This window comes from Rahnella sp. GSA61A (genome assembly GCF_019969905.1).
Lineage (GTDB): Bacteria > Pseudomonadota > Gammaproteobacteria > Enterobacterales > Enterobacteriaceae > Rahnella > Rahnella aceris.
The window spans coordinates 236,478-254,662 of record NZ_JAHXYO010000006.1; the positions used below are offsets into that span (position 1 = coordinate 236,478).

The following is an 18,185-nucleotide window of genomic DNA, read 5'->3' on the forward strand; positions in this document are numbered from 1 at the left end:
TTTTAAAAGCGCTCCAGGTCGCCCACCTGCAAAACCTGAGATCCGAAGAAGGGCGCACTTGCTGCGCCCTGGATTAACCCGCTATTCAGAGGTAGCCGCTCTTTTGTATGCAGGCCTTAAGGGCCTTTCAACAAATTCCATTGTAACTGGATTAAAGTAACCAACTTTTTGCGCGGCGCGGCCGGTGTAATGAGCCGGATCTCACCAGTGGTCAAGATCCCGTTCAGTAATATTGGCCGCCAGCACCGGATGTGCAAGCAGAACAGTTTTAAAAGATGGCTGTTTTTCAAACGCCTGCATGGCACAGTCATAAACCAGATGATGTGCAGTTTGTTTACCGGGTTATTGACCGTCAGACCGCAGGATTGCGTTTGTGTGGCATGGTGGTTGATCCGACAGGGGGGGTGCTGGTGGAAAGCCATAACAGCCTGCCCGAGCCTGACGTTAGCCACGGCTGCGATGTGCCGAATTCAGGGAGTTAGCAGGGAGAGGAAGAAAAAGGGCGTCTTTACAACGCCCGGAGATGTTTATGCTATTCGTCTGACGGGGGTTTCTTACCGGGCGTGCGCAACGGACGTTCAACAAATTGCATTGTGCGCTTATCGAAATACCGGCTTGGCCAGATAATCGAAGGCGGCACGCCGATAGCCTGGCTTATCAGCAATTCCCCCTTTGGCCAGGGGCGGGTAAGCGCATTGGCTAATGTGGTTGAACATAAACCCGCAGCGCGTGAAACCGCAGACAAGGTGGTGCCTTTTTTGCGCAGTGCAGCAATGATGTCAGCGGGGTGCCAGTCCTGATTAATCAGGATTTCTCCCTCATGCTGCTGGATGTACGACGTAGGAAACGGCAGGAAAGTCGGACTATGGGGCAGTTTCATAGGTATTCTCCGATGTGATAGTTAACCACCACCGGAGCTGCGAAACTCGTTTGGTGGTGGCTCAGACAAGGTTCGCAGTACCGGTCACATCGGAAGCCGGCCAGCCCGGAGGCTGCCTTGCCTGAGTCACCATAGGATGTACAAATTACAAGCATCTGTATCTGACAGGTGTACGGAGGCAAATACATAATTATTACATATGTATTTCCGATGTGGTATTCAGGCTGCGAAACCTAGCCGCGTATTTTTGACGCGACGAGGCAAATATAACGTAAGGAAGGTTTATAAACCAACTGGATAACGACATAGATGGGAGATGCTTTCCAGAGAAACAGATCTGTTGAAGAGTATTACAGCAGGCTTTTTTATCCGTGAGGACGAAGATAATAAAAGGGCAGGCGCATTGCCGAAAAACCTGTAATACGCCTGCTTAAACACTTTCAATTAGCGTGCCGGACAATCAGCGGGTCGGATGATTGACTTCCACCGGACGCAAATCAAACAGCAAGACTTCTGCCTGGTCGCCGTCCGTGAAGGTGAGTTTATCTTCCTGACGGATACGTGCACCGTCACCGGTTCTGAATTCAATGCCGTTCACTTTGATGCTGCCGCGTGCCACGTGGACATAGGCATAACGGTCAGGGTCAAGGTCGAACGTGGCCTGTTCCGCACCGTCGAAGAAACCCGCGTAAATCTTCATGTCCTGACGCACGCTCAGTGAGCCGTTGTCACCTGTTGGCGAGATAATCAGGCGGAACTGGCCGCGTTTTTCCGCTTCAGGCACAGACACCTGCTGGTAACCCGGTTTAGTCCCATTTTCAGATGGCACGATCCAGATTTGCAGGAAATGCACCTTTTCGTCACCGGAGTGGTTGAACTCACTGTGCGTCACACCGGAACCGGCGCTCATCAGCTGCACGTCGCCGGGGACAATCACAGAACCGGTGCCCATTGAATCTTTATGCTCCAGCGCGCCTTCCAGCACATAAGAGATAATTTCCATATTGCTGTGCGGATGCGCCCCAAAGCCGCGCCCCGGTGCAACCTGATCATCGTTGATGACCAGCAGGTCTGAGAAGCCGACCTGTTTTGGATCCCAGTAACTGGCGAAGGAGAAGGTGTGACGTGAATGCAACCAGCCGTGGTCACCCAATCCGCGTTGTTCAGAGAGACGTTGTTCAATCATGATGTGCTCCTCAGTTTGTCAGGGGGGAAGCGCGTTTGCCCTTCCGATGAACAGAGAATACACGTAAACTAATTTGCTCAACAATGCGGTTGTTTGACTATCACTGTCACGTTTTGGTTGACAATAAATGGCGTGAGAATAAAGGGTGCGGATAAGATGCAGACAGAAGATCTTCGTATTTTTATTGCCGTGGTAAAAGCGGGGAGTTTTACCACAGCGGCTGAACAACTGATGCTTTCTAAACAATACGTCAGTCGCCGCATGGCGTCGCTGGAGGCTGGCTTACATGCGCGGCTGCTCAACCGCAATACCCGCAAACTGTCGGTGACCGAGTCCGGCCAGTTGTTCGCGCAACATGCACAGCGCATCCTCGACGATATCGAAGAGGCCGAACGGGCGGTATCGCCCAGGCGGCAGGCGCTTCAGGGAACGTACCGCATCAGCATTCCGATGTCGTTTGGTATCAGCCACCTTTCGCCGCTGATTGCCGAGTTTTTAGGTCAGCATCCGGCGATTCAGTTTCAGGTAGAACTGGTCGATCGCTATGTGGATCTGGTGGGTGAAGGTTTCGATATCGCGCTGCGCATTGGTAATCTGGCGGATTCCTCGCTGGTGGCGCGGCGGCTTGGTGAACTGAAGCGGGTGATCTGCTGCAGCCCGGAATATCTTCAGCGTAAGGGGACGCCGGAAACGCCGGAGGATTTGCTCAACCATCATTGCCTGCGTTACGGGCGCGAAGGACAGACCGGCTGGGAGCTGGAGCTGGAGGGCAAACGTCGTCTGTTTGATGTGCGCGGGCCAATTGTCAGCAATAACGGCGAAGTGCTGCGCGATGCGGCCGTCGCCGGACTCGGGCTGGTATTACTGCCGGAATTTATCGTCGGACCGGCGCTGCAATATGGCGCACTGGTTCGCGTACTGGATGCATTTCATCCCGGCTCACTCAGCCTGCATGCCATTTATCCGCAGCACCGTCAGCGCAGCGAAGTCACCCGGGTATTTCTCGACTTTTTACAGGAAAGGCTAAAGGCACAACTGCTGGTATCGGCCTGAGATAAGCACCGCAGAGGTGAGCAGACCTGCATCACACTTTTTGGGCGTTCACACATAAATCCAGTGTTTTGTAGGATTAGCATCGTTTTTTCCTATAAAAACTGCCGTACTTTTATGTTACGCAAACGTTAACTGAAGGGGCGGAAAATGAATCATTCATCTGAGCAATATCTTGCAGCGCTGGGCGCAACACAACCATTAACTCCGGCGCAGGCTGACGAGCTGGAGACGCGCGGATACCTTGTTATTCATAATGTTATCGACAAAAACTGGCTGGAAGAGATGCGCACCGCGTTTGACATGCTGGTGGACAAAGAGGGCGATAATCTCGCCGTTGAACACCATCAGGAAGCCACCGCGACCCGTATCGCCAACATGATCAACAAAGGTACCGTGTGGGAAAAAGTGTGGTCGCATCCGCTGATCCTGTCCGTCTGTCATCATATTTTTGGTGGCGCGTTTAAGGTTTCGAGCCTCAACGGACGCGAAGCGCTGCACCGGGGCGGCCATCAGCCGCTGCATGCTGACTGGAAAAAGCCGCGTCCGGATTTTCCGAAAGTCCATCTGGTCAATGCCATCGTTGCGATTGATGATTTGAGTGCCGCCAACGGCGCACCGCGCATTATTCCCGGCACCCATCACCGCCCGGAATTGCCGGAAGATGTGCTGGCGGATGTTGAATTACCGCATCCTGATGAAGTGGTGTTCGAAGCACCGGCGGGCAGCGTGATGATTTACAACGCTCACGCCTGGCACGGCGGCACCAATAACCGCATCGGCACCCGTCGCCGCGTACTGCACAGTTTGTATATCGACCGCGCGGATGCGCAGCAGCAGGATCAGCGTAAATGGCTGAAGCCGGAAACGGCAAGCCGCCTGACGCCTGCGCAGAAATGGTTGCTCGACGTGCTCTGAATTTCTGTTTTCCCCAGGCCTGGCCTGCCGGTCAGGCTTTTTCATGGCATTTTTACCGGCCTTTATGACGGACATCAGAGGGCGGTCACAGTGTGGCTGGCCGCATCACCGCGTATGTGTTACGTGTATGTTATGATGAAGAGAAAACCTCTGAGAGACTGCCATGCTGCAAGACGTGATAGAAACACTGTTCCGATCGGTGTCCGGCAGTGATGTGTTTGCTGTCAGGTTTCCTGATAATTCCCAGCCGCCGCCTGAACTGGCCTCCGTGGTCAGTTTTCCCCGTATTGAATTTGTCGTTGAAGGCGAAGTCCGCGATCGCAGCATTGCCGCAGGCAAAGGGCTGCTCAGGCAGGGCGATGCGCTGTATATTCCGGGGGGAAAATGGAATCTGATGGTGTGGGACAAGCCCGCGATTGTGCTGAGTGTTCTGTTCAGCAAAGAAAAACTGGGGTTCAGTTTACAGTTTTGGGATGGCGTGACATTTACCGGCACGGATAAACAAAGTGTTTCCCGCCTTGGCCCGCGTGTAGGCTCGTTTCTGTTGCAGGCGATGAATGAAATTGTCTCCAGTCCTGACGACCAGCAAACCGCGCGCTGCGTGGTGGCGGGGCTGTTAAGTCATTGTCAGGAACAGCTCGCTAACAGGGCGCAGATCCTTACCCGCAGCGGGGCGCTGTTTGAGGTAATCAAAAAGTATATTGAAGAGAATGCCTCACTGCCGCTGACGCGCGAAAACGTGGCAAAGCGTTTCCATATCACGCCGAATTATCTGTCTCATTTGTTTCGTAAATCCGGAGATATCGGCTTCAGCGAGTATCTGAATCACGTCCGCCTGGAAAAGGCAAAACTGTTGCTTAAAGGTTATGAACTGAAAATCAAAGAAGTGGCGACCAGCAGCGGCTTCGTTGACAGCAACTATTTCTGCCGGGTTTTCCGCAAAAGCACCGCCCGTTCGCCTTCTGAATATCGCAGTCAGTGGCTGAGTCAGTTGTCAGAGCGAAAGTCGTAAACAGCCTGTAGCCAGAAAGTAAAACATTCCGCACCGCAATGGGGCGGGGTGTTTGTTTCTGGTGCAAAAAAACCGCATCTTCCGTTCACTTTTTACCCCCCGGCACATCCCATCCGCCGTAATCCGTGGCTTTTCACCCGCACAGAGAAGTTGGCATCCTGCTTGCTAGGTTGTACATACAAGTTAGTACATGTCAGGTCTGCAAAATAATCACACGCAGGCGCCTTATGAAAAACACTCCGTAATGTGGCTGGAAACGTAATGATTTCATTTGAGAGCATAAGCAAATTTTACGCAGATGGGACGGTGGCTGTAGACAGGCTGTCGTTCAGTGCGCCGACGGGACAAATTACTATGCTGGTCGGGCCTTCGGGCTGCGGAAAAACCACTTCACTGCGCATGATCAACCGGTTAACCGAGCCGTCTTCAGGCAACATTTTGCTGAACGGACAGCCGACCGCCGGGATGGATCTGGTTAAACTGCGGCGCAAAATAGGCTATGTGATCCAGAACGCCGGGCTGTTTCCGCACAAAACCGTGCAGGACAACATTGCGGTCACGGCGCTGCTAAACGGTGCGACACGCACGGCAGCGCGTAAAAAAGCCCTCGAATTACTTGAAATGGTCGGGCTTTCGCTGACGATGGCGGAGCGCTATCCGTGGCAGTTGTCCGGTGGTCAGCAACAAAGGGTCGGCGTGGCGCGTGCGCTGGCATCGGACCCGGAATTTATGCTGATGGACGAACCTTTCAGCGCCGTCGATCCGGTGGTGCGCGAACAGTTACAGGATGAGTTTTTAAGATTACAACGTGAAATCGGCAAGACCATTATTATGGTCACGCACGATATTGATGAGGCGATGAAATTAGGCGACCAGGTTGCGGTTTTCCGCCCCGGTGGTCGTCTGGCGCAAATCGCGTCACCGGTGAAATTACTTAATGAACCGGAGGATGCGTTTGTCGCTGACTTTATTGGCCGTGACCGCGGATACCGTAAACTTTCGTTCGATATGATCCCTGATAATATCAGCCTGACGAAAGAACCTGTTATCGCGCCGGGTATTTCCGTCAGCGAAGCCCGATCCCTTGCCGGAGAAAGTGCCTGGTTACTGGTGGTTGAAAATGAATGTCCGCTCGGCTGGTATGATGTGACACAAAATAAAACCACCGTGGACCCGGAAGATATTAATCTCGGCAGCACCTTTGCGCCGAAAAATGGCACGCTGCGTCAGTTAATGGATTCGGTATTAAGTTCTCCCTGTCAGCGCGGTATCGTGGTTGATGAACAGCAGCGCTTTATGGGTACGGCAAATATCGAACAGGTGTTTTCACTTTCTCATTCCCGTGCTGTGAGGTAATACCATGCGTTTTGACTGGTTATTTCAGCAGCGGGAAAATATATTAACGCTGCTCGGCTGGCATGTTTACCTGTCTGTTATTCCGGTATTAATCGGGCTGGCACTGGCTATTCCGGTCGGGGGTATTTTGCACCGCTGTGGAAAATTTAAAGACGGCATTCTCAATATATTAGGACTGCTCTATACCATTCCTTCCCTGGCGTTATTTGTTTTATTACCCGGTCTGCTGGGCACGAAAATTCTGGATACCGTGAATGTCGTGGTGGCTCTGACACTTTATGCGTTTGCGCTGCTGATCCGTACCGTGTGCGACGGGCTGGATTCTGTTCCACATGAAACCCATCAGGCCGCTGTCGCCATGGGCTACCGGCCCTTGCAGCGTTTCCTGAGCGTGGAATTACCGCTGGCTGTGCCGGTAATCGCCGCAGGTATGCGGGTAGTGGTGGTATCGAACGTCAGTATTGTGTCGATTTCAGCACTGGTCGGCATGCCGCAGTTGGGGGCGTTATTTACCCAGGGTTTCCAGCTACATTTCCTGACGCCGATTATTGCCGGTATTTTCCTGTGCATTGTGCTGGCGCTGCTGCTGGATAATCTGGTGCTGCGCACCGGCAATAAAATGACCACCTGGCAACCGAAAAGGAATGCGAAATGATTAACTGGTTGCTGGACTCCGGTCACTGGCTCAACGATGACGGCTTGCTGGTGCTGATATTTCAGCATCTGATTTACAGCTTTGAAGCGTTGTTTATTGCGGTGATTATTGCTTTCCCGATTGGATGTTATGTCGGTCATACCGGCAAAGGCGCGATGTTATTAATCGGCAGCGCCAATGCCATGCGCGCATTGCCTTCATTCGGGTTGATCATTTTACTGGTAATTCTGTTCGGGCCGGTATTTGAATCAGACCTGGCTTTTATTGTGCCTTGTCTGATTGTGCTGATCATTCTGGCATTACCGCCCATCATGATGGGGGTATATTCCGGCATCAGGGCGATTAATCCGGCGATTATTGACGCCGCAACCGGCATGGGATATTCACCGCTGAAATTACTGCTGACGGTGGAAATACCCTGTGCAATGGCGCTGATATTATCCGGCATCCGCAGCTCTGCGCTGCAAATTGTGTCTACGGCCACGATTGCTGCGTATGTTTCGCTTGGGGGGTTAGGACGGCTGATTATTGATGGCCGTGCGCAGAACGATTATCCGCAAATGGTTGCGGGTGCTTTTATGGTGGGAATATTAGCGTTACTGGTTGATGTATTTTTCTCTTTTTTAATTCGTTTCATTGTTTCACCAGGATTACGGCAGCGTGAACGCCGCCGTAAAAAAACAATTCCTTTATCGAATAACTGAATTATCTACTCACTCATTCCGGAGCCTGACAAAAATGAAATTGAAAAATCTGCTCGCCGTTGCCCTGTTTTCTGCTGCCGTCGTGCACGCCCCTGCCGCTTTCTCCGCTGAGACGGGTGGCACCATTATTATCGGTTCGGCGGACTTCCCGGAAAGCCAGCTGATTGCCACTATTTATCAGCAGGCGCTGGCGGCGAAAAACGTCAAGGTGGAAACCAAACTTAATATCGGCAGCCGTGAGGTGTATATGCCTGCGCTGCTTGACGGCTCAATCAACCTGATCCCGGAATACAGCGGTGCCACGCTGAGTTATCTCGACGAAAAAACCCAGGCGCATTCTGCTGAAGATGTGGCGGCGGCGCTGGCGAAAGCGCTGCCTGAGAAAATCAAAATGCTGGATATTTCTGCGGCGCAGGACAGCGATGTGCTGGCAGTGACTGAAAAAACTGCCAAAAAATACAATTTGAAAGATATCAGTGACCTGGCGCCGGTGGCGAAAACGCTGGTACTGGGTGGTCCGGCTGAATGGAAAACCCGTCGTGAAGGTGTGAAAGGGCTGAACGAAGTCTACGGCCTGACCTTTAAGAACTTCAAAGTGCTCGACGTCGCGGGTCCGCTGACGCTGTCAGCACTGACCAACAATCAGATTCAGGTCGCGGATATGACCTCAACCGATCCGGCGATGAAAACGAAGAATCTGGTGGCACTGGAAGATTCCAAACACTTATTCCCGGCGCAAAACATTGTGCCGCTGATTGCAAAAGACAAAGCCAGCGAGGTGGTTGAAACCACGCTGAACAATGTGTCCAGGCAACTGACCACCAGCGATTTGATCGTGATGAACGGCAAACTGGCGAATTTCGAAAGCGTGGATGCTGTGGCAAAAGAGTGGCTGACCGGGCACGGGCTGAATAAATGATGACGCGCACTGTCATCTTAGGCACGGCGGAAACCTCCGTCCGTGACATCGCCGATATCGCTTACGGGGCGCAGGTGCTGCCGGACCCGTCAGCATCAGACGCCATGCTGATCGTGCACGAGAAAATCAGGCAGGCAATTGCTGACAATAAAGTGATTTACGGCCTGACCACCGGCGTGGGCGACCTGGTCACTCAGCGCCTGTCGCCGGAGCAAATTTCCGACGTGCAACTCAATATGCTGAAAAGCCATGCCTGCGGTACAGGGCCGGTTCTGGCGCAGCATGAAGTGCGGGCGATGATGGCGGTGATGATGAAATCCCTGTTGCAGGGATTCAGCGGCGTCAGCCCGGCGCTGGTGCAGACGATGGCCGATATGCTCAATAAGGGGGTGACGCCGTGGTCACCCGCCAAAGGGTCGGTCGGCTATCTGATTGCCACCGCACATATCGGGCTGTCAGTGTTCGGCTATGGAAAATCGTTCTATCAGGGCGAACTGTTACCGGCACGGGAAGCCCTGGAACGGGCGGGGATTGCCGTGCGCATTCCCGGCCCGCGCGAAGGCCATGCACTGGTCAGCGGTACGTATGAAATCACTGCGCTGGGTTGTCTGGCGGCGGAAACTTTCCGCGAATTGCTGCCGGTGGCGGATGCCGCGGGTGGCATGAGTCTGGAAGTGCTGAAGGGAAACATCCGCGGGTATGACGCCCGCCTTCATGCGCTGCGCCCGCACGACGGTCAGCAGGAAACCGCGCGGATTTTGCGCAGTTTACTGCGTGACAGTGAGATCCTCGATAAATACCGTGATTTTCGCGTGCAGGACGCGCTGAGCCTGCGCTGTATTCCGCAAATGCACGGCGCGGCGCGGGATGTGCTGAGTTATTGCCTGAAAACGCTGACCACGGAAGTGAATTCTGTCACGGATAATCCGGTGTTTATGGTCGAAGACGGCGAGCTGAATGTACTGCCGGGGGGCAACGGGCACGGTGCGCCGGTGGCGCTGTGTCTGGATGCGCTGGCGATTGCCATTGCGCAACTCAGCACCGGTTCGCAGGCCCGTTCTGACCGCCTGACGAACAGCCATCTCAGCGGATTGCCGGCTTTTCTGGTGGCCAATGGCGGGGCGCATTCAGGGATGATGATCCCGCCGTATGCAGCGGCCGCGCTGGCAGGGGAAAACCGTGCGCTGGCAGCACCGGCCAGTGTGCATACCGTGTCCACCTGTGCCGGACAGGAAGATCATATTTCCATGGGCGTGACGGCGGCACGCAATGCTATTGATGCCGTTGAAAATGCCATTGATATCGTGGCGATAGAAATCCTGTGTGCCACGCAGGCGGTGGAATTCCACCGGCCACTGTGCGCCTCGGCGGGCACGGAAACCGTGCTGTCTCTGGTGCGTGAGCAGGTGGCCTTCCGGCAGAGTGACGAGGAAATGTATCCGGATATGCTGGCCATCCGCCAGCTCATCAAACAGGGCGATATCTTGCGCGCGCTGACACCTTTGATTTTCGCAGACACCGTTGAGGGAGAAACCGCATGAGTGTATCAGCGACATCCCGGCCGCTGGAAGGGATCAAAGTGCTCGACCTTTCCCGCGTGCTGGCCGGGCCTTACTGCGCTTCGCTGCTCAATGATTTGGGTGCGGAAGTGATCAAAATTGAAATGCCGGGTAAAGGCGACGATTCCCGTGATTTCACTCCGCATGTTAATGGCGAAAGCACCTATTTCATGCTGCTTAATCACGGCAAAAAAAGCCTGACGCTGAACCTGAAATCACCGCAAGGCCGGGCCGTGCTGGAGCAACTGATCGAAAGTGCGGATGTGCTGGTGGAAAATTTCCGGCCCGGTGTGACCACCCGCCTGGGCATTGATTATGACGCCGTAAAGAAGATCAATCCGAAGCTGGTGTATGCGAGTATTTCCGGTTTTGGGCAGCAGGGACCGCTGGCGCATAAAGCCGCTTACGATCATGTGATCCAGGCGATGGGCGGCATTATGCAGGTCACCGGCTGGGCGAACGGCGAACCGACGCGGGTGGGGGATGCGATTGGTGATGTGGTGTCGGGTCTGTACTGTTCGTGGGGCATTCTGGCGGCATTGCTGCAACGGGGCATTACCGGCCTCGGGCAACATGTGGATGTCGCGATGCTTGATGCGATGGTGTCGATGCAAATGGTCTCGCTGACACAACTGCTGGGCGGTATGCCGCTGGCCGGGCGACTGGGCAATGCACATCCGATCAGCGCCCCCATGGACAGCTACCGTGCGGCAGACGGTTATCTGGTGATTGCCGTCGCCAATGACAGCCTGTTCCTCCGTCTGGCACAGGCCATTGGCAAACCGGAAATCGTACAGGATGCGCGCTTTGCGACGGATCCGCAGCGCCTGAAACATCAGTATGAGTTACGGGTGCTGATTGAAGAGTGGTTGCACGACAAAACGGTGGTCGTGGCGCTCGCCCTGCTCGATGCCGGTGGTATTCCCGCCGCACCGGTCTGGGGGCTGGATGAACTGCTGCAAAGCCCGCATGCCGCCGAACGCGGATTACTGCATCAGGTGATGCATCCGGTCGCCGGTGAAATCAGTATCTTACCGCAGCCCGTGAAGCTGAGCGGCATGAACCAGCTACCCGATTTAATGCCGCCACAGCTTGGCGAGCACACCCGCGCCATTCTCAGTGCACAACTGGGGCTGTCTTCGCAGGAGATGGACACACTTGCGCAACAGGGCGTCATTTAACCGGAGGCAGATAATATGGAACCAACGCAGGTTGCAGTCATTGGCGCGGGCACGATGGGCGCGCGGATCGCTGCGGTATTTGCCGCCAGCGGCTTTAAGGTGGCGCTTTATTCACGCACTGAAAACTCGCTGCACAATGCGGCCAAAGTGATCGACAGTATCGACGCCGGGCTGACGGCGTCGGTCACGTTTACGACGTCCATGGCGGAATGTCTGAAAGGCGCGAAGATTGTTTCGGAGAATATCGCTGAGGTGCTGGCGCTTAAGCAGCAGATTTTCCAGGAGATCGAAAAACATGTCAGCGACGACTGTCTGCTGACCACCAACACCTCCAGCGTCCCGGTCGGGCAGATTGCCAGCGTACTGGCGGTGCCGTCGCGCTTTATCGGCCTGCACTGGTTTAATCCGGCGGATGTGATGCCGATGGTGGAAATTGTCTGCGGACCGCAAACCCATGAAAATACGTGTCAGCAGGCCGATGCGCTTTGTCAGCAACTGGGTAAACAGACGGTGACCATTCATAAAGAAGCGCCGGGTTTTATCGTCAACCGGTTGCAATACGCCATGCTGCGTGAGGCGTTGCATCTGGTCACAGCCGGAATTGCCAGCATCGAAGACGTGGACTTCGCTGTACAAAGTACGCTCGCCCCGCGCTGGTCGGCGATGGGGCCGCTGAAGCTGATGGATTTTGCCGGACTGGACACGGTGAAAAATGTCGCCGCGATATTACTGCCAGCCTTATCGCGCGACGAGGAGCTGCCGCCGTGGTTGCTGGCGCAAATTGAGCAGGGCAATCTGGGCACCAAAACCGGCGCCGGGTTTTATCCGTGGACGGCGCAGGCTATTGAAGAAGGTCTCGCGCACCGAAACGCCACAATCCTTGCCATCAGCGGGATGCAAAAACCATGAGCGAACTTATCCGCTGTGAACGTCATCAGGGCGTGGCGCATATCATTCTTAACCGGCCGGAAAAACTTAATGCGCTGAGTGCAGAAATGCTGACGCAATTGCTGGAGAAAATGCGCGAACTGGACGGTGATAAACAGATCCGCGCGATGGTGATTTCCGGCTCCGCGCGTGCGTTTGCTGCGGGTGCCGATACCGGCACGCTGGCCACCGCCTCAGCGATAGCCCTTTACACCAGCGGTTTCAGTGAAAAGTGGGATCAGATTGCCGCCATTGAAACGCCGGTTGTCGCGGCGTTATCCGGTTATGCACTGGGTGGCGGGCTGGAACTGGCGTTGCTGTGCGATATCGTGATTGCTGATGACACGGCCATTATTGGGCTGCCGGAAACGCACATCGGGATTATCCCCGGCGCGGGTGGCACGCAGCGGCTGGTTAAATCGGTGGGGAAATCACTGGCGATGGAAATCATCCTCGCCGGGCGAAAAATCACCGCCACAGAAGCGCTGGCCGCCGGACTGATCAGTCGTGTCACCACGCCGGAAACGTTAACGGAACAGGCGTTAAAGATTGCGCAGAATATTTCCCGTGCCGCACCGCTCGCCGTTAAGATGGCCAAAAAAGCCGTGCTGGCGAGTTTCGATATGGGCTTAACGGCGGGCATCAGTTATGAACGTTCGTTGTCGGCCCTGATTGCGGCCAGTGACGACCGCAGCGAAGGCATGCGTGCACTGGCGGCGAAAGAACAGGCGGCGTTTACCGGCAAATAACGTCCGGTAAAATACGCCAGCCGCCGTGCTCCGTGCGACATACAAGGCAGGAATGATGTCATCAAACAGAACGCTATCAGAAGTCATTGCGGATGCCGGAGACGAGCCTTCTCCGCTGTATAAGCAGGTGAAACAGGGGATCATTAATCAGATCCTGCACGGACACTGGCAACCGCATCAGCGCGTGCCGTCAGAAAGTGAACTGGTCGCCGAGCTGGGGTTCAGCCGGATGACCATAAACCGGGCACTGCGCGAGTTAACCACGGAGGGCTATCTGCTGCGTTTGCAGGGCGTCGGCACCTTTGTCAATGAAATGAAAGCGTTCACGCCGATGCTGGAAGTGAATAACATTTCTGACGAAATTAAGAGCCGCGGGCACTTTCATACCTCCCGCGTGTTGCAACTGGGTAAGCAAAGTGCCGGTGACAGCATGGCGATGAAATTTATGCTGCTGCCCGGCGTGGTGTTGTTTCATTCGGTGATTGTGCATTACGAAAATGACATTCCGGTGCAACTGGAAGACCGGCTGGTGAATCCGGACATCGCCCCCTTGTATTTACACCAGGATTTCACTAAAACCACGCCTTTCGCCTATCTGACCCAACTGGCACCGCTGACGGCGGGCGAACATACCATTGAAGCGGTGATGGCCAGTCACGACGAACAGCGCCTGCTGAATATTCATCAGACCGAGCCGTGCCTGCAAACCCTGCGCCGCACCTGGCATCATGAAAAAGTGGTGACCTGCGCCCGGCTGTTGTATCCGGGCGGACGCTACAAAATGTTCGGCAGCTTTAAGAAATAAACTGAACAGGATCAGGCAAGGATTCAGGAGGACTGTGGCTTGTGACTTCGGCGGTAAATTCTATAGTTAACGGGTCATTAACGACTCAGGAGTTTACTGATGAAAACTGTTGGATTTGCTGCTTACGATCCTAAAAAACCGCTGGCGCCGTTTACGTTTGAACGCCGCGGCCTGCGTGATAACGATGTCGCAATGGAAATTCTGTATTGCGGCGTTTGCCATTCCGATTTACATACCGCAAGAAATGACTGGGGCTGGAGCTATTATCCGATTGTTCCCGGCCATGAAATCGTCGGACGTGTCACCAGCATTGGTAAAGGCGTCACTCGCTACAAACCAGGCGATCATGTTGCCGTCGGTTGCATGGTAGACAGTTGTCAGGAATGCGATCAGTGTAAAAAAGGTGAAGAACAGTTGTGCCGCGAAGGTAACACCGGGACTTACGCCGGTTATGATCGTTTCACCAAAGAGCCGACGCAGGGCGGATACTCCAAGCATTTAGTGGTGCGCGAGGAGTTTTGTCTGCGTATGCCGGAAGGGTTAGATCTCTCCAAAGCCGCGCCGCTGCTGTGCGCCGGTATCACCACCTGGTCGCCGCTGAAAACCTGGAACGTCGGGCCGGGCAGCCGTGTGGGCGTGATTGGTCTGGGCGGTCTGGGCCATATGGCGGTCAAACTGGCGGTCGGTCTGGGTGCAGATGTTACGGTGGTGAGCCGTTCAAATGCCAAAGAAGCCGATGCGCTGGAATTAGGTGCAAGCCGTCTGCTGGTCAGCGCCGACAGCGACGCGATGGCGCAGGCACACGATCATTTTGATTTAATCATCGATACCGTGCCGGTCAAACATGACGTCACGCCGTACCTGCCGTTGCTGGATGTGGACGGTACGCTGGTGCTGGTCGGGCAGGTCGGGCCGATGGAAGAATTCAACACCGTACCGCTGTTGTTAGGCCGTCGTCGCGTGGCCGGTTCGCCAATCGGCGGCATCCGTGAAACGCAGGAAATGCTCGATTTCTGTGCTGAGAAAAACATTCTGCCGGATTGTGAAATGATCCGCATGGATGAAATTAACGAAGCGTTTGAGCGTATGGAAAAAGCCGATGTGCGCTATCGTTTTGTGATTGATATGGCTTCCCTGACCGCGCCTGCGGCGGTGTAATCTGTCGCAGCAATGAAGACAAAAATGGCTCCTGCGGGAGCCATTTTTTCAGGCAGAAACCGGTAAGGTTGCGCGTCTTTTCAGCGGCACGGTGATAAAAATCAGACAGGCAACCACCAGCCCGATACCTGTCCAGCCCAGCGGCGGCAGGCGTTCGCCCACAATCACCACCGCCAGCACGGCGGCGACCGCCGGTTCCAGCAGGGTGATGGTGGTGGCCATGCTGGCCGGAATGCGTGCCAGGGCATAACCGAAACAGACATAACCGACAAACATCGGGATAAGCGCCATGTACGCGCCGACCGCGGCGTTATTCCATGACGCCAGAAGGGGCGCGCCGGTCATCCACAGCACCGGCATCAGCAGTAAACCGCCCAGCCCGAACGTGGCGCCCATTGCCGCGCGGGAAGGGACGCCGCGCTGCATTAAATGACGCGCCGCCCAGGCATAAAGCGCGTAGGTCAGCCCGGCAATCAGCCCGAGTACCACACCGGCTATCGCGTGGTCGCCCTGACCGGCGGTGGAGTGACTGCCACTTTCACCGACGCAAAGTAACACCATGCCCGCCACGCCAATGGCGGCGCCGGTCATCCAGCGGCGGGTGAGACGTTGTCCGTCGAGATAATATTCAATCAGTGCGGATAACAGCGGCGCAGAACCGAGGGAAATCACGGTACCGACCGTGACGCCCGCCAGGTGCATCGAGGCGTAAAACGCCAGCGGATAAACTGCGACCGCCAGTGCGCCGGTAAATAACATGCGTGCGTTGTTCACCAGAGTTACCCGGCTGGTGACTATCCTTCTGGCGGAAATCAGCGCCTGCAACAATCCGCCCAGCCCCATGGCCACTGCGCCGATCGCCAGCGGGCTGACGTCGGGCGCAAATGTCGCCGCCGTGCCGGTCGACCCCCACAGAACGGAAGCAAATACCACGGCGAGTACGCCCGTCATGCGTTCACGAGGCGTTATCGTCATGGCACCTCCATCATTGAGGCCGCCATGTCCATCGCCTGACGGACACATTGACCGTTGCCTTCCAGACCTGCACGCGAAATCGCGCCTTCCAGTAAAAATGAAAAATGCCGCGCCATCAGGCGGGCTTTGGCCTCGTCAGTGGGGAACAGTTCGAGAAGATGCGCAGTCACGATAGCTTCAACATGTTCTTTATGCCCGCGCACGGCGTGCCTGCCGGGCGCTCCGGCGGGCAGTTCGGCGGCGGCATTCAGTAACCCGCAGCCACGAAAGCCGTGCTCATAGGCAAATTCAGCGTGATCGTCATACGCCTGAAACACGGCGAGCACTTTTTCTTTCGGTGTTTTAGCTTTTTCAACACGCCGGGCGTACAGCTCCAGCCATTCGTCATGACGTATTTCAATGTACGTCGCGACCAGTTCAGCCTTGGATTCGAAATTGTTGTAGAGGCTTTTTTTGGCGACACCGGCACGTTTGATGATTGCGTCAATCCCGGTCGCAGCAATGCCGTTGTTATAAAACAGAACCCGGGCGGCACCGAGAAGCCGGTCGCGGGCGCTTTCAGGAGAGGAGTCTGTGGTGGACATTTTTTTTACTCGTGTTGTTCATCTTGCCTGTAGGTATACCAGTCTACCTACTCAATGTAAACACCGGCTGAGAATAAGAAAAAGTGACGACTTAACCGTGCCTTTCGTGTGGGAAACCGCCATAATCCGCTAAAAGTTGTGGAGAGACAGCAGGTTGAGGTCATCTGCGGCAGGCAGAATTATTGTTAACTTCCGGAGGGATAAAAATGCTTCATGAATGGCTCAATGCCTTGCACGTGATTGCGGGCGTATTGTGGATTGGCGGCATGCTGGCGATGGCGCTGGTATCGATGGCCTGTTCGCGGACATCCGGTACTGCGGAAAGTGCAGGACAGACGTTGTTACTGGAAACCGTGCGCAAATGGACGCGCAGTGTCACCAGCCCGGCGATGATCCTGTTGTGGGTGGCGGGCATCGTGATGATCGTCAGTTATGGCAAATTCCCCCATGCCTGGCTGCTGATAAAAATGGTGGTGGTGCTGGTTCTCTCCGCGCTGCACGGGCTGCTTTCCGGCGATTTACGTCGTCGCGCCACCGGTCAGCAGGTGAAAGATTTCGCGCTGGTGCGCAACGCCAGCGCGGTGATTATTGTCGGTGTGATCCTCATTGGTATTTTGGCGATAATCAGGCCTTTCTGACATCCGGTTTCCCGCAAAACTCAATCCACGTGAAAGCGTGGATTTTTTTATGACTCGCCGTTCACCAGCGCAATCAGGGTGCAGGGCACCGGCGGAATATTGCCTTCCTTTAAAATTGTCAGCGAATGGTTTTCGCGCACGGCAAACGATCCCAGCCCGATAATAACCAGCATCAGCGGAGCCGACAGCAGCATAATCGTCCATTAAAAAGCCCGCAAATTTGCAGGCTTCTTTTTATTGCTTATTGTGCAGAAAACAAAATACTTATTTTTTCTTATAAACGTCAGCAGTACCGTGAATTTTATTGTTGGTATTACCGGAGGTTAATACAAATACATCGCCGCCTTTTTTATCGGCTTTCTTAGAAAGATCTTCAATGGCGCCGGACTGCGAGGTTTTATTTGAGGTGGTCACAGAGCCGACTTTGGTATACTCAGAAGCCACTTTTTCAAAATCTATTTTCTTCATTAATTCAGCAGAATAAGTGCTGAAAGAGACACAGCCCATCACAGCCACTGCCAGCAGAGCTTTAGATATTTTCATGTAATCCTCAGATTTTAAATTGCCCAGTAAATTGAAGGAAAGTAATAGAAAGCTGTTTATTTAGTGAAACCCTGTTAATCAATAACTCACTGTTTAAAAGAGTGAGTTATCACTGCCATTTAGTAATAGACAAGGAAGTCAATAATTACAAGGAGGGAAGAAAAAATTAAGCAACCGGTGCGGTTTTTAGTCTTTTGTGCCGGAGGTTTTGTACACAGTAATAGCAATCACATACTTTTCGTTTCGCCTGCGCATGTTATCCATCTGTTAACCCCCGTCCGAAATATGTTTCATTGCTAATAATTAACTTTGAAGCAGATCACATTTATGCTTTTCCCCTGCACGGGCAGATTGTCACGGGTGAAAAAGCCTCTGATAATGTTACC

21 protein-coding genes and 1 pseudogene are annotated in these 18,185 nt (G+C 54.2%); 15 read left to right on the top strand and 7 right to left on the bottom strand.

The genetic code is table 11. From position 1 onward, the window contains the following. Nucleotides 1–204 precede the first annotated feature (204 nt). Nucleotides 205–339, bottom strand: a pseudogene (locus LC431_RS26340) (hypothetical protein); the annotation flags it as partial. Here LC431_RS26340 and LC431_RS10680 point away from each other — a divergent pair. Then, nucleotides 276–482: a hypothetical protein gene (locus tag LC431_RS10680; RefSeq protein WP_157962144.1), complete on the top strand. Its 207-nt coding sequence runs from the start codon at nt 276–278 to the stop codon at nt 480–482. The pseudogene LC431_RS26340 and the gene LC431_RS10680 overlap by 64 nt on opposite strands. A gap of 50 nt (nt 483–532) precedes the next feature. Here the strand turns inward: LC431_RS10680 and LC431_RS10685 are convergent, their stop codons facing one another. Together LC431_RS10685 and LC431_RS10690 are read right to left on the bottom strand one after the other, a co-directional pair. Then, a complete protein-coding gene (locus tag LC431_RS10685) occupies nt 533–808 on the bottom strand; it encodes a helix-turn-helix transcriptional regulator (protein WP_223509806.1) in 276 nt (91 codons plus the stop codon). A gap of 532 nt (nt 809–1,340) precedes the next feature. Beyond that, nucleotides 1,341–2,066 carry a pirin family protein gene (locus LC431_RS10690; protein ID WP_013575680.1) on the bottom strand — a complete coding sequence of 242 codons (726 nt, stop codon included), beginning with the start codon at nt 2,064–2,066 and terminating at the stop codon, nt 1,341–1,343. Nucleotides 2,067–2,222: 156 nt separating this feature from the next. On the opposite strand from LC431_RS10690, the gene LC431_RS10695 reads away from it, so the two are divergent. From LC431_RS10695 to LC431_RS10755, 13 genes are all read left to right on the top strand, one after another. Then, on the top strand, nt 2,223–3,119 hold the full coding sequence (locus LC431_RS10695; protein WP_037035706.1) for a LysR family transcriptional regulator: 897 nt from the start codon (nt 2,223–2,225) through the stop codon (nt 3,117–3,119). A 147-nt stretch (nt 3,120–3,266) separates the two neighbouring features. Continuing rightward, on the top strand, nt 3,267–4,034 hold the full coding sequence (locus LC431_RS10700) for a phytanoyl-CoA dioxygenase family protein (RefSeq protein WP_131637749.1): 768 nt from the start codon (nt 3,267–3,269) through the stop codon (nt 4,032–4,034). A gap of 163 nt (nt 4,035–4,197) precedes the next feature. Then, nucleotides 4,198–5,046 carry a helix-turn-helix domain-containing protein gene (locus LC431_RS10705; RefSeq protein WP_015689991.1) on the top strand — a complete coding sequence of 283 codons (849 nt, stop codon included), beginning with the start codon at nt 4,198–4,200 and terminating at the stop codon, nt 5,044–5,046. 261 nt (nt 5,047–5,307) lie between these two features. Then, nucleotides 5,308–6,402: an ABC transporter ATP-binding protein gene (locus LC431_RS10710; RefSeq protein ID WP_037035704.1), complete on the top strand. Its 1,095-nt coding sequence runs from the start codon at nt 5,308–5,310 to the stop codon at nt 6,400–6,402. Nucleotides 6,403–6,406: 4 nt separating this feature from the next. Next, nucleotides 6,407–7,057 carry an ABC transporter permease gene (locus LC431_RS10715; RefSeq protein WP_015689989.1) on the top strand — a complete coding sequence of 217 codons (651 nt, stop codon included), beginning with the start codon at nt 6,407–6,409 and terminating at the stop codon, nt 7,055–7,057. Continuing rightward, complete coding sequence (locus LC431_RS10720) at nt 7,054–7,761, top strand: ABC transporter permease (protein ID WP_013575674.1); 708 nt, start codon at nt 7,054–7,056, stop codon at nt 7,759–7,761. Before LC431_RS10715 ends, LC431_RS10720 begins: the two co-directional genes overlap by 4 nt. A gap of 34 nt (nt 7,762–7,795) precedes the next feature. Then, on the top strand, nt 7,796–8,680 hold the full coding sequence (locus tag LC431_RS10725) for an ABC transporter substrate-binding protein (RefSeq protein WP_013575673.1): 885 nt from the start codon (nt 7,796–7,798) through the stop codon (nt 8,678–8,680). Next, on the top strand, nt 8,677–10,221 hold the full coding sequence (gene hutH / locus LC431_RS10730) for a histidine ammonia-lyase (RefSeq protein ID WP_217243947.1): 1,545 nt from the start codon (nt 8,677–8,679) through the stop codon (nt 10,219–10,221). Before LC431_RS10725 ends, hutH begins: the two co-directional genes overlap by 4 nt. Continuing rightward, a complete protein-coding gene (locus tag LC431_RS10735) occupies nt 10,218–11,420 on the top strand; it encodes a CaiB/BaiF CoA-transferase family protein (protein WP_119261691.1) in 1,203 nt (400 codons plus the stop codon). The genes hutH and LC431_RS10735 overlap by 4 nt, the downstream gene beginning before the upstream one ends. A gap of 15 nt (nt 11,421–11,435) precedes the next feature. Further along, entirely contained in the window at nt 11,436–12,329 is an 894-nt protein-coding gene (locus LC431_RS10740) for a 3-hydroxyacyl-CoA dehydrogenase family protein (RefSeq protein ID WP_223509794.1), read from the top strand. Next, nucleotides 12,326–13,096: an enoyl-CoA hydratase gene (locus tag LC431_RS10745; protein ID WP_013575669.1), complete on the top strand. Its 771-nt coding sequence runs from the start codon at nt 12,326–12,328 to the stop codon at nt 13,094–13,096. The genes LC431_RS10740 and LC431_RS10745 overlap by 4 nt, the downstream gene beginning before the upstream one ends. 55 nt (nt 13,097–13,151) lie before the next feature. After that, nucleotides 13,152–13,901 carry a histidine utilization repressor gene (hutC, locus tag LC431_RS10750; RefSeq protein ID WP_037035698.1) on the top strand — a complete coding sequence of 250 codons (750 nt, stop codon included), beginning with the start codon at nt 13,152–13,154 and terminating at the stop codon, nt 13,899–13,901. Nucleotides 13,902–14,000: 99 nt separating this feature from the next. Further along, the gene (locus tag LC431_RS10755; protein ID WP_013575667.1) at nt 14,001–15,059 is read left to right on the top strand and encodes an NAD(P)-dependent alcohol dehydrogenase; all 1,059 of its coding nucleotides are present in this window, start codon (nt 14,001–14,003) and stop codon (nt 15,057–15,059) included. A 48-nt stretch (nt 15,060–15,107) separates the two neighbouring features. Here the strand turns inward: LC431_RS10755 and LC431_RS10760 are convergent, their stop codons facing one another. Both LC431_RS10760 and LC431_RS10765 read right to left on the bottom strand, forming a co-directional pair. Then, on the bottom strand, nt 15,108–16,034 hold the full coding sequence (locus LC431_RS10760) for a DMT family transporter (protein ID WP_013575666.1): 927 nt from the start codon (nt 16,032–16,034) through the stop codon (nt 15,108–15,110). Further along, a complete protein-coding gene (locus LC431_RS10765; RefSeq protein ID WP_013575665.1) occupies nt 16,031–16,618 on the bottom strand; it encodes a TetR/AcrR family transcriptional regulator in 588 nt (195 codons plus the stop codon). The genes LC431_RS10760 and LC431_RS10765 overlap by 4 nt, the downstream gene beginning before the upstream one ends. A gap of 206 nt (nt 16,619–16,824) precedes the next feature. On the opposite strand from LC431_RS10765, the gene LC431_RS10770 reads away from it, so the two are divergent. After that, the gene (locus LC431_RS10770) at nt 16,825–17,256 is read left to right on the top strand and encodes a CopD family protein (protein WP_015689981.1); all 432 of its coding nucleotides are present in this window, start codon (nt 16,825–16,827) and stop codon (nt 17,254–17,256) included. Nucleotides 17,257–17,303: 47 nt separating this feature from the next. Here LC431_RS10770 and LC431_RS10775 read toward each other — a convergent pair whose 3' ends face one another. Continuing rightward, nucleotides 17,304–17,450 carry a hypothetical protein gene (locus tag LC431_RS10775; protein ID WP_013575663.1) on the bottom strand — a complete coding sequence of 49 codons (147 nt, stop codon included), beginning with the start codon at nt 17,448–17,450 and terminating at the stop codon, nt 17,304–17,306. Between the two features lie 70 nt (nt 17,451–17,520). Continuing rightward, on the bottom strand, nt 17,521–17,799 hold the full coding sequence (yahO, locus tag LC431_RS10780) for a DUF1471 family periplasmic protein YahO (RefSeq protein ID WP_013575662.1): 279 nt from the start codon (nt 17,797–17,799) through the stop codon (nt 17,521–17,523). Nucleotides 17,800–18,185: the final 386 nt, after the last annotated feature.

What these genes read in the sequence shown, in the direction of transcription:
- LC431_RS10690 (WP_013575680.1), bottom strand. Translation starts at nt 2,066, where the DNA reads ATGATTGAACAACGTCTCTCTGAACAACGCGGATTGGGTGACCACGGC.
- LC431_RS10745 (WP_013575669.1), top strand. Translation starts at nt 12,326, where the DNA reads ATGAGCGAACTTATCCGCTGTGAACGTCATCAGGGCGTGGCGCATATC.
- LC431_RS10725 (WP_013575673.1), top strand. Translation starts at nt 7,796, where the DNA reads ATGAAATTGAAAAATCTGCTCGCCGTTGCCCTGTTTTCTGCTGCCGTC.
- LC431_RS10760 (WP_013575666.1), bottom strand. Translation starts at nt 16,034, where the DNA reads ATGACGATAACGCCTCGTGAACGCATGACGGGCGTACTCGCCGTGGTA.
- LC431_RS10720 (WP_013575674.1), top strand. Translation starts at nt 7,054, where the DNA reads ATGATTAACTGGTTGCTGGACTCCGGTCACTGGCTCAACGATGACGGC.
- LC431_RS10700 (WP_131637749.1), top strand. Translation starts at nt 3,267, where the DNA reads ATGAATCATTCATCTGAGCAATATCTTGCAGCGCTGGGCGCAACACAA.
- yahO (WP_013575662.1), bottom strand. Translation starts at nt 17,799, where the DNA reads ATGAAAATATCTAAAGCTCTGCTGGCAGTGGCTGTGATGGGCTGTGTC.
- LC431_RS10770 (WP_015689981.1), top strand. Translation starts at nt 16,825, where the DNA reads ATGCTTCATGAATGGCTCAATGCCTTGCACGTGATTGCGGGCGTATTG.
- LC431_RS10765 (WP_013575665.1), bottom strand. Translation starts at nt 16,618, where the DNA reads ATGTCCACCACAGACTCCTCTCCTGAAAGCGCCCGCGACCGGCTTCTC.
- LC431_RS10715 (WP_015689989.1), top strand. Translation starts at nt 6,407, where the DNA reads ATGCGTTTTGACTGGTTATTTCAGCAGCGGGAAAATATATTAACGCTG.
- LC431_RS10710 (WP_037035704.1), top strand. Translation starts at nt 5,308, where the DNA reads ATGATTTCATTTGAGAGCATAAGCAAATTTTACGCAGATGGGACGGTG.
- LC431_RS10680 (WP_157962144.1), top strand. Translation starts at nt 276, where the DNA reads ATGGCTGTTTTTCAAACGCCTGCATGGCACAGTCATAAACCAGATGAT.
- LC431_RS10740 (WP_223509794.1), top strand. Translation starts at nt 11,436, where the DNA reads ATGGAACCAACGCAGGTTGCAGTCATTGGCGCGGGCACGATGGGCGCG.
- LC431_RS10705 (WP_015689991.1), top strand. Translation starts at nt 4,198, where the DNA reads ATGCTGCAAGACGTGATAGAAACACTGTTCCGATCGGTGTCCGGCAGT.
- LC431_RS10775 (WP_013575663.1), bottom strand. Translation starts at nt 17,450, where the DNA reads ATGCTGCTGTCGGCTCCGCTGATGCTGGTTATTATCGGGCTGGGATCG.
- LC431_RS10755 (WP_013575667.1), top strand. Translation starts at nt 14,001, where the DNA reads ATGAAAACTGTTGGATTTGCTGCTTACGATCCTAAAAAACCGCTGGCG.
- hutC (WP_037035698.1), top strand. Translation starts at nt 13,152, where the DNA reads ATGTCATCAAACAGAACGCTATCAGAAGTCATTGCGGATGCCGGAGAC.
- LC431_RS10735 (WP_119261691.1), top strand. Translation starts at nt 10,218, where the DNA reads ATGAGTGTATCAGCGACATCCCGGCCGCTGGAAGGGATCAAAGTGCTC.
- LC431_RS10695 (WP_037035706.1), top strand. Translation starts at nt 2,223, where the DNA reads ATGCAGACAGAAGATCTTCGTATTTTTATTGCCGTGGTAAAAGCGGGG.
- hutH (WP_217243947.1), top strand. Translation starts at nt 8,677, where the DNA reads ATGATGACGCGCACTGTCATCTTAGGCACGGCGGAAACCTCCGTCCGT.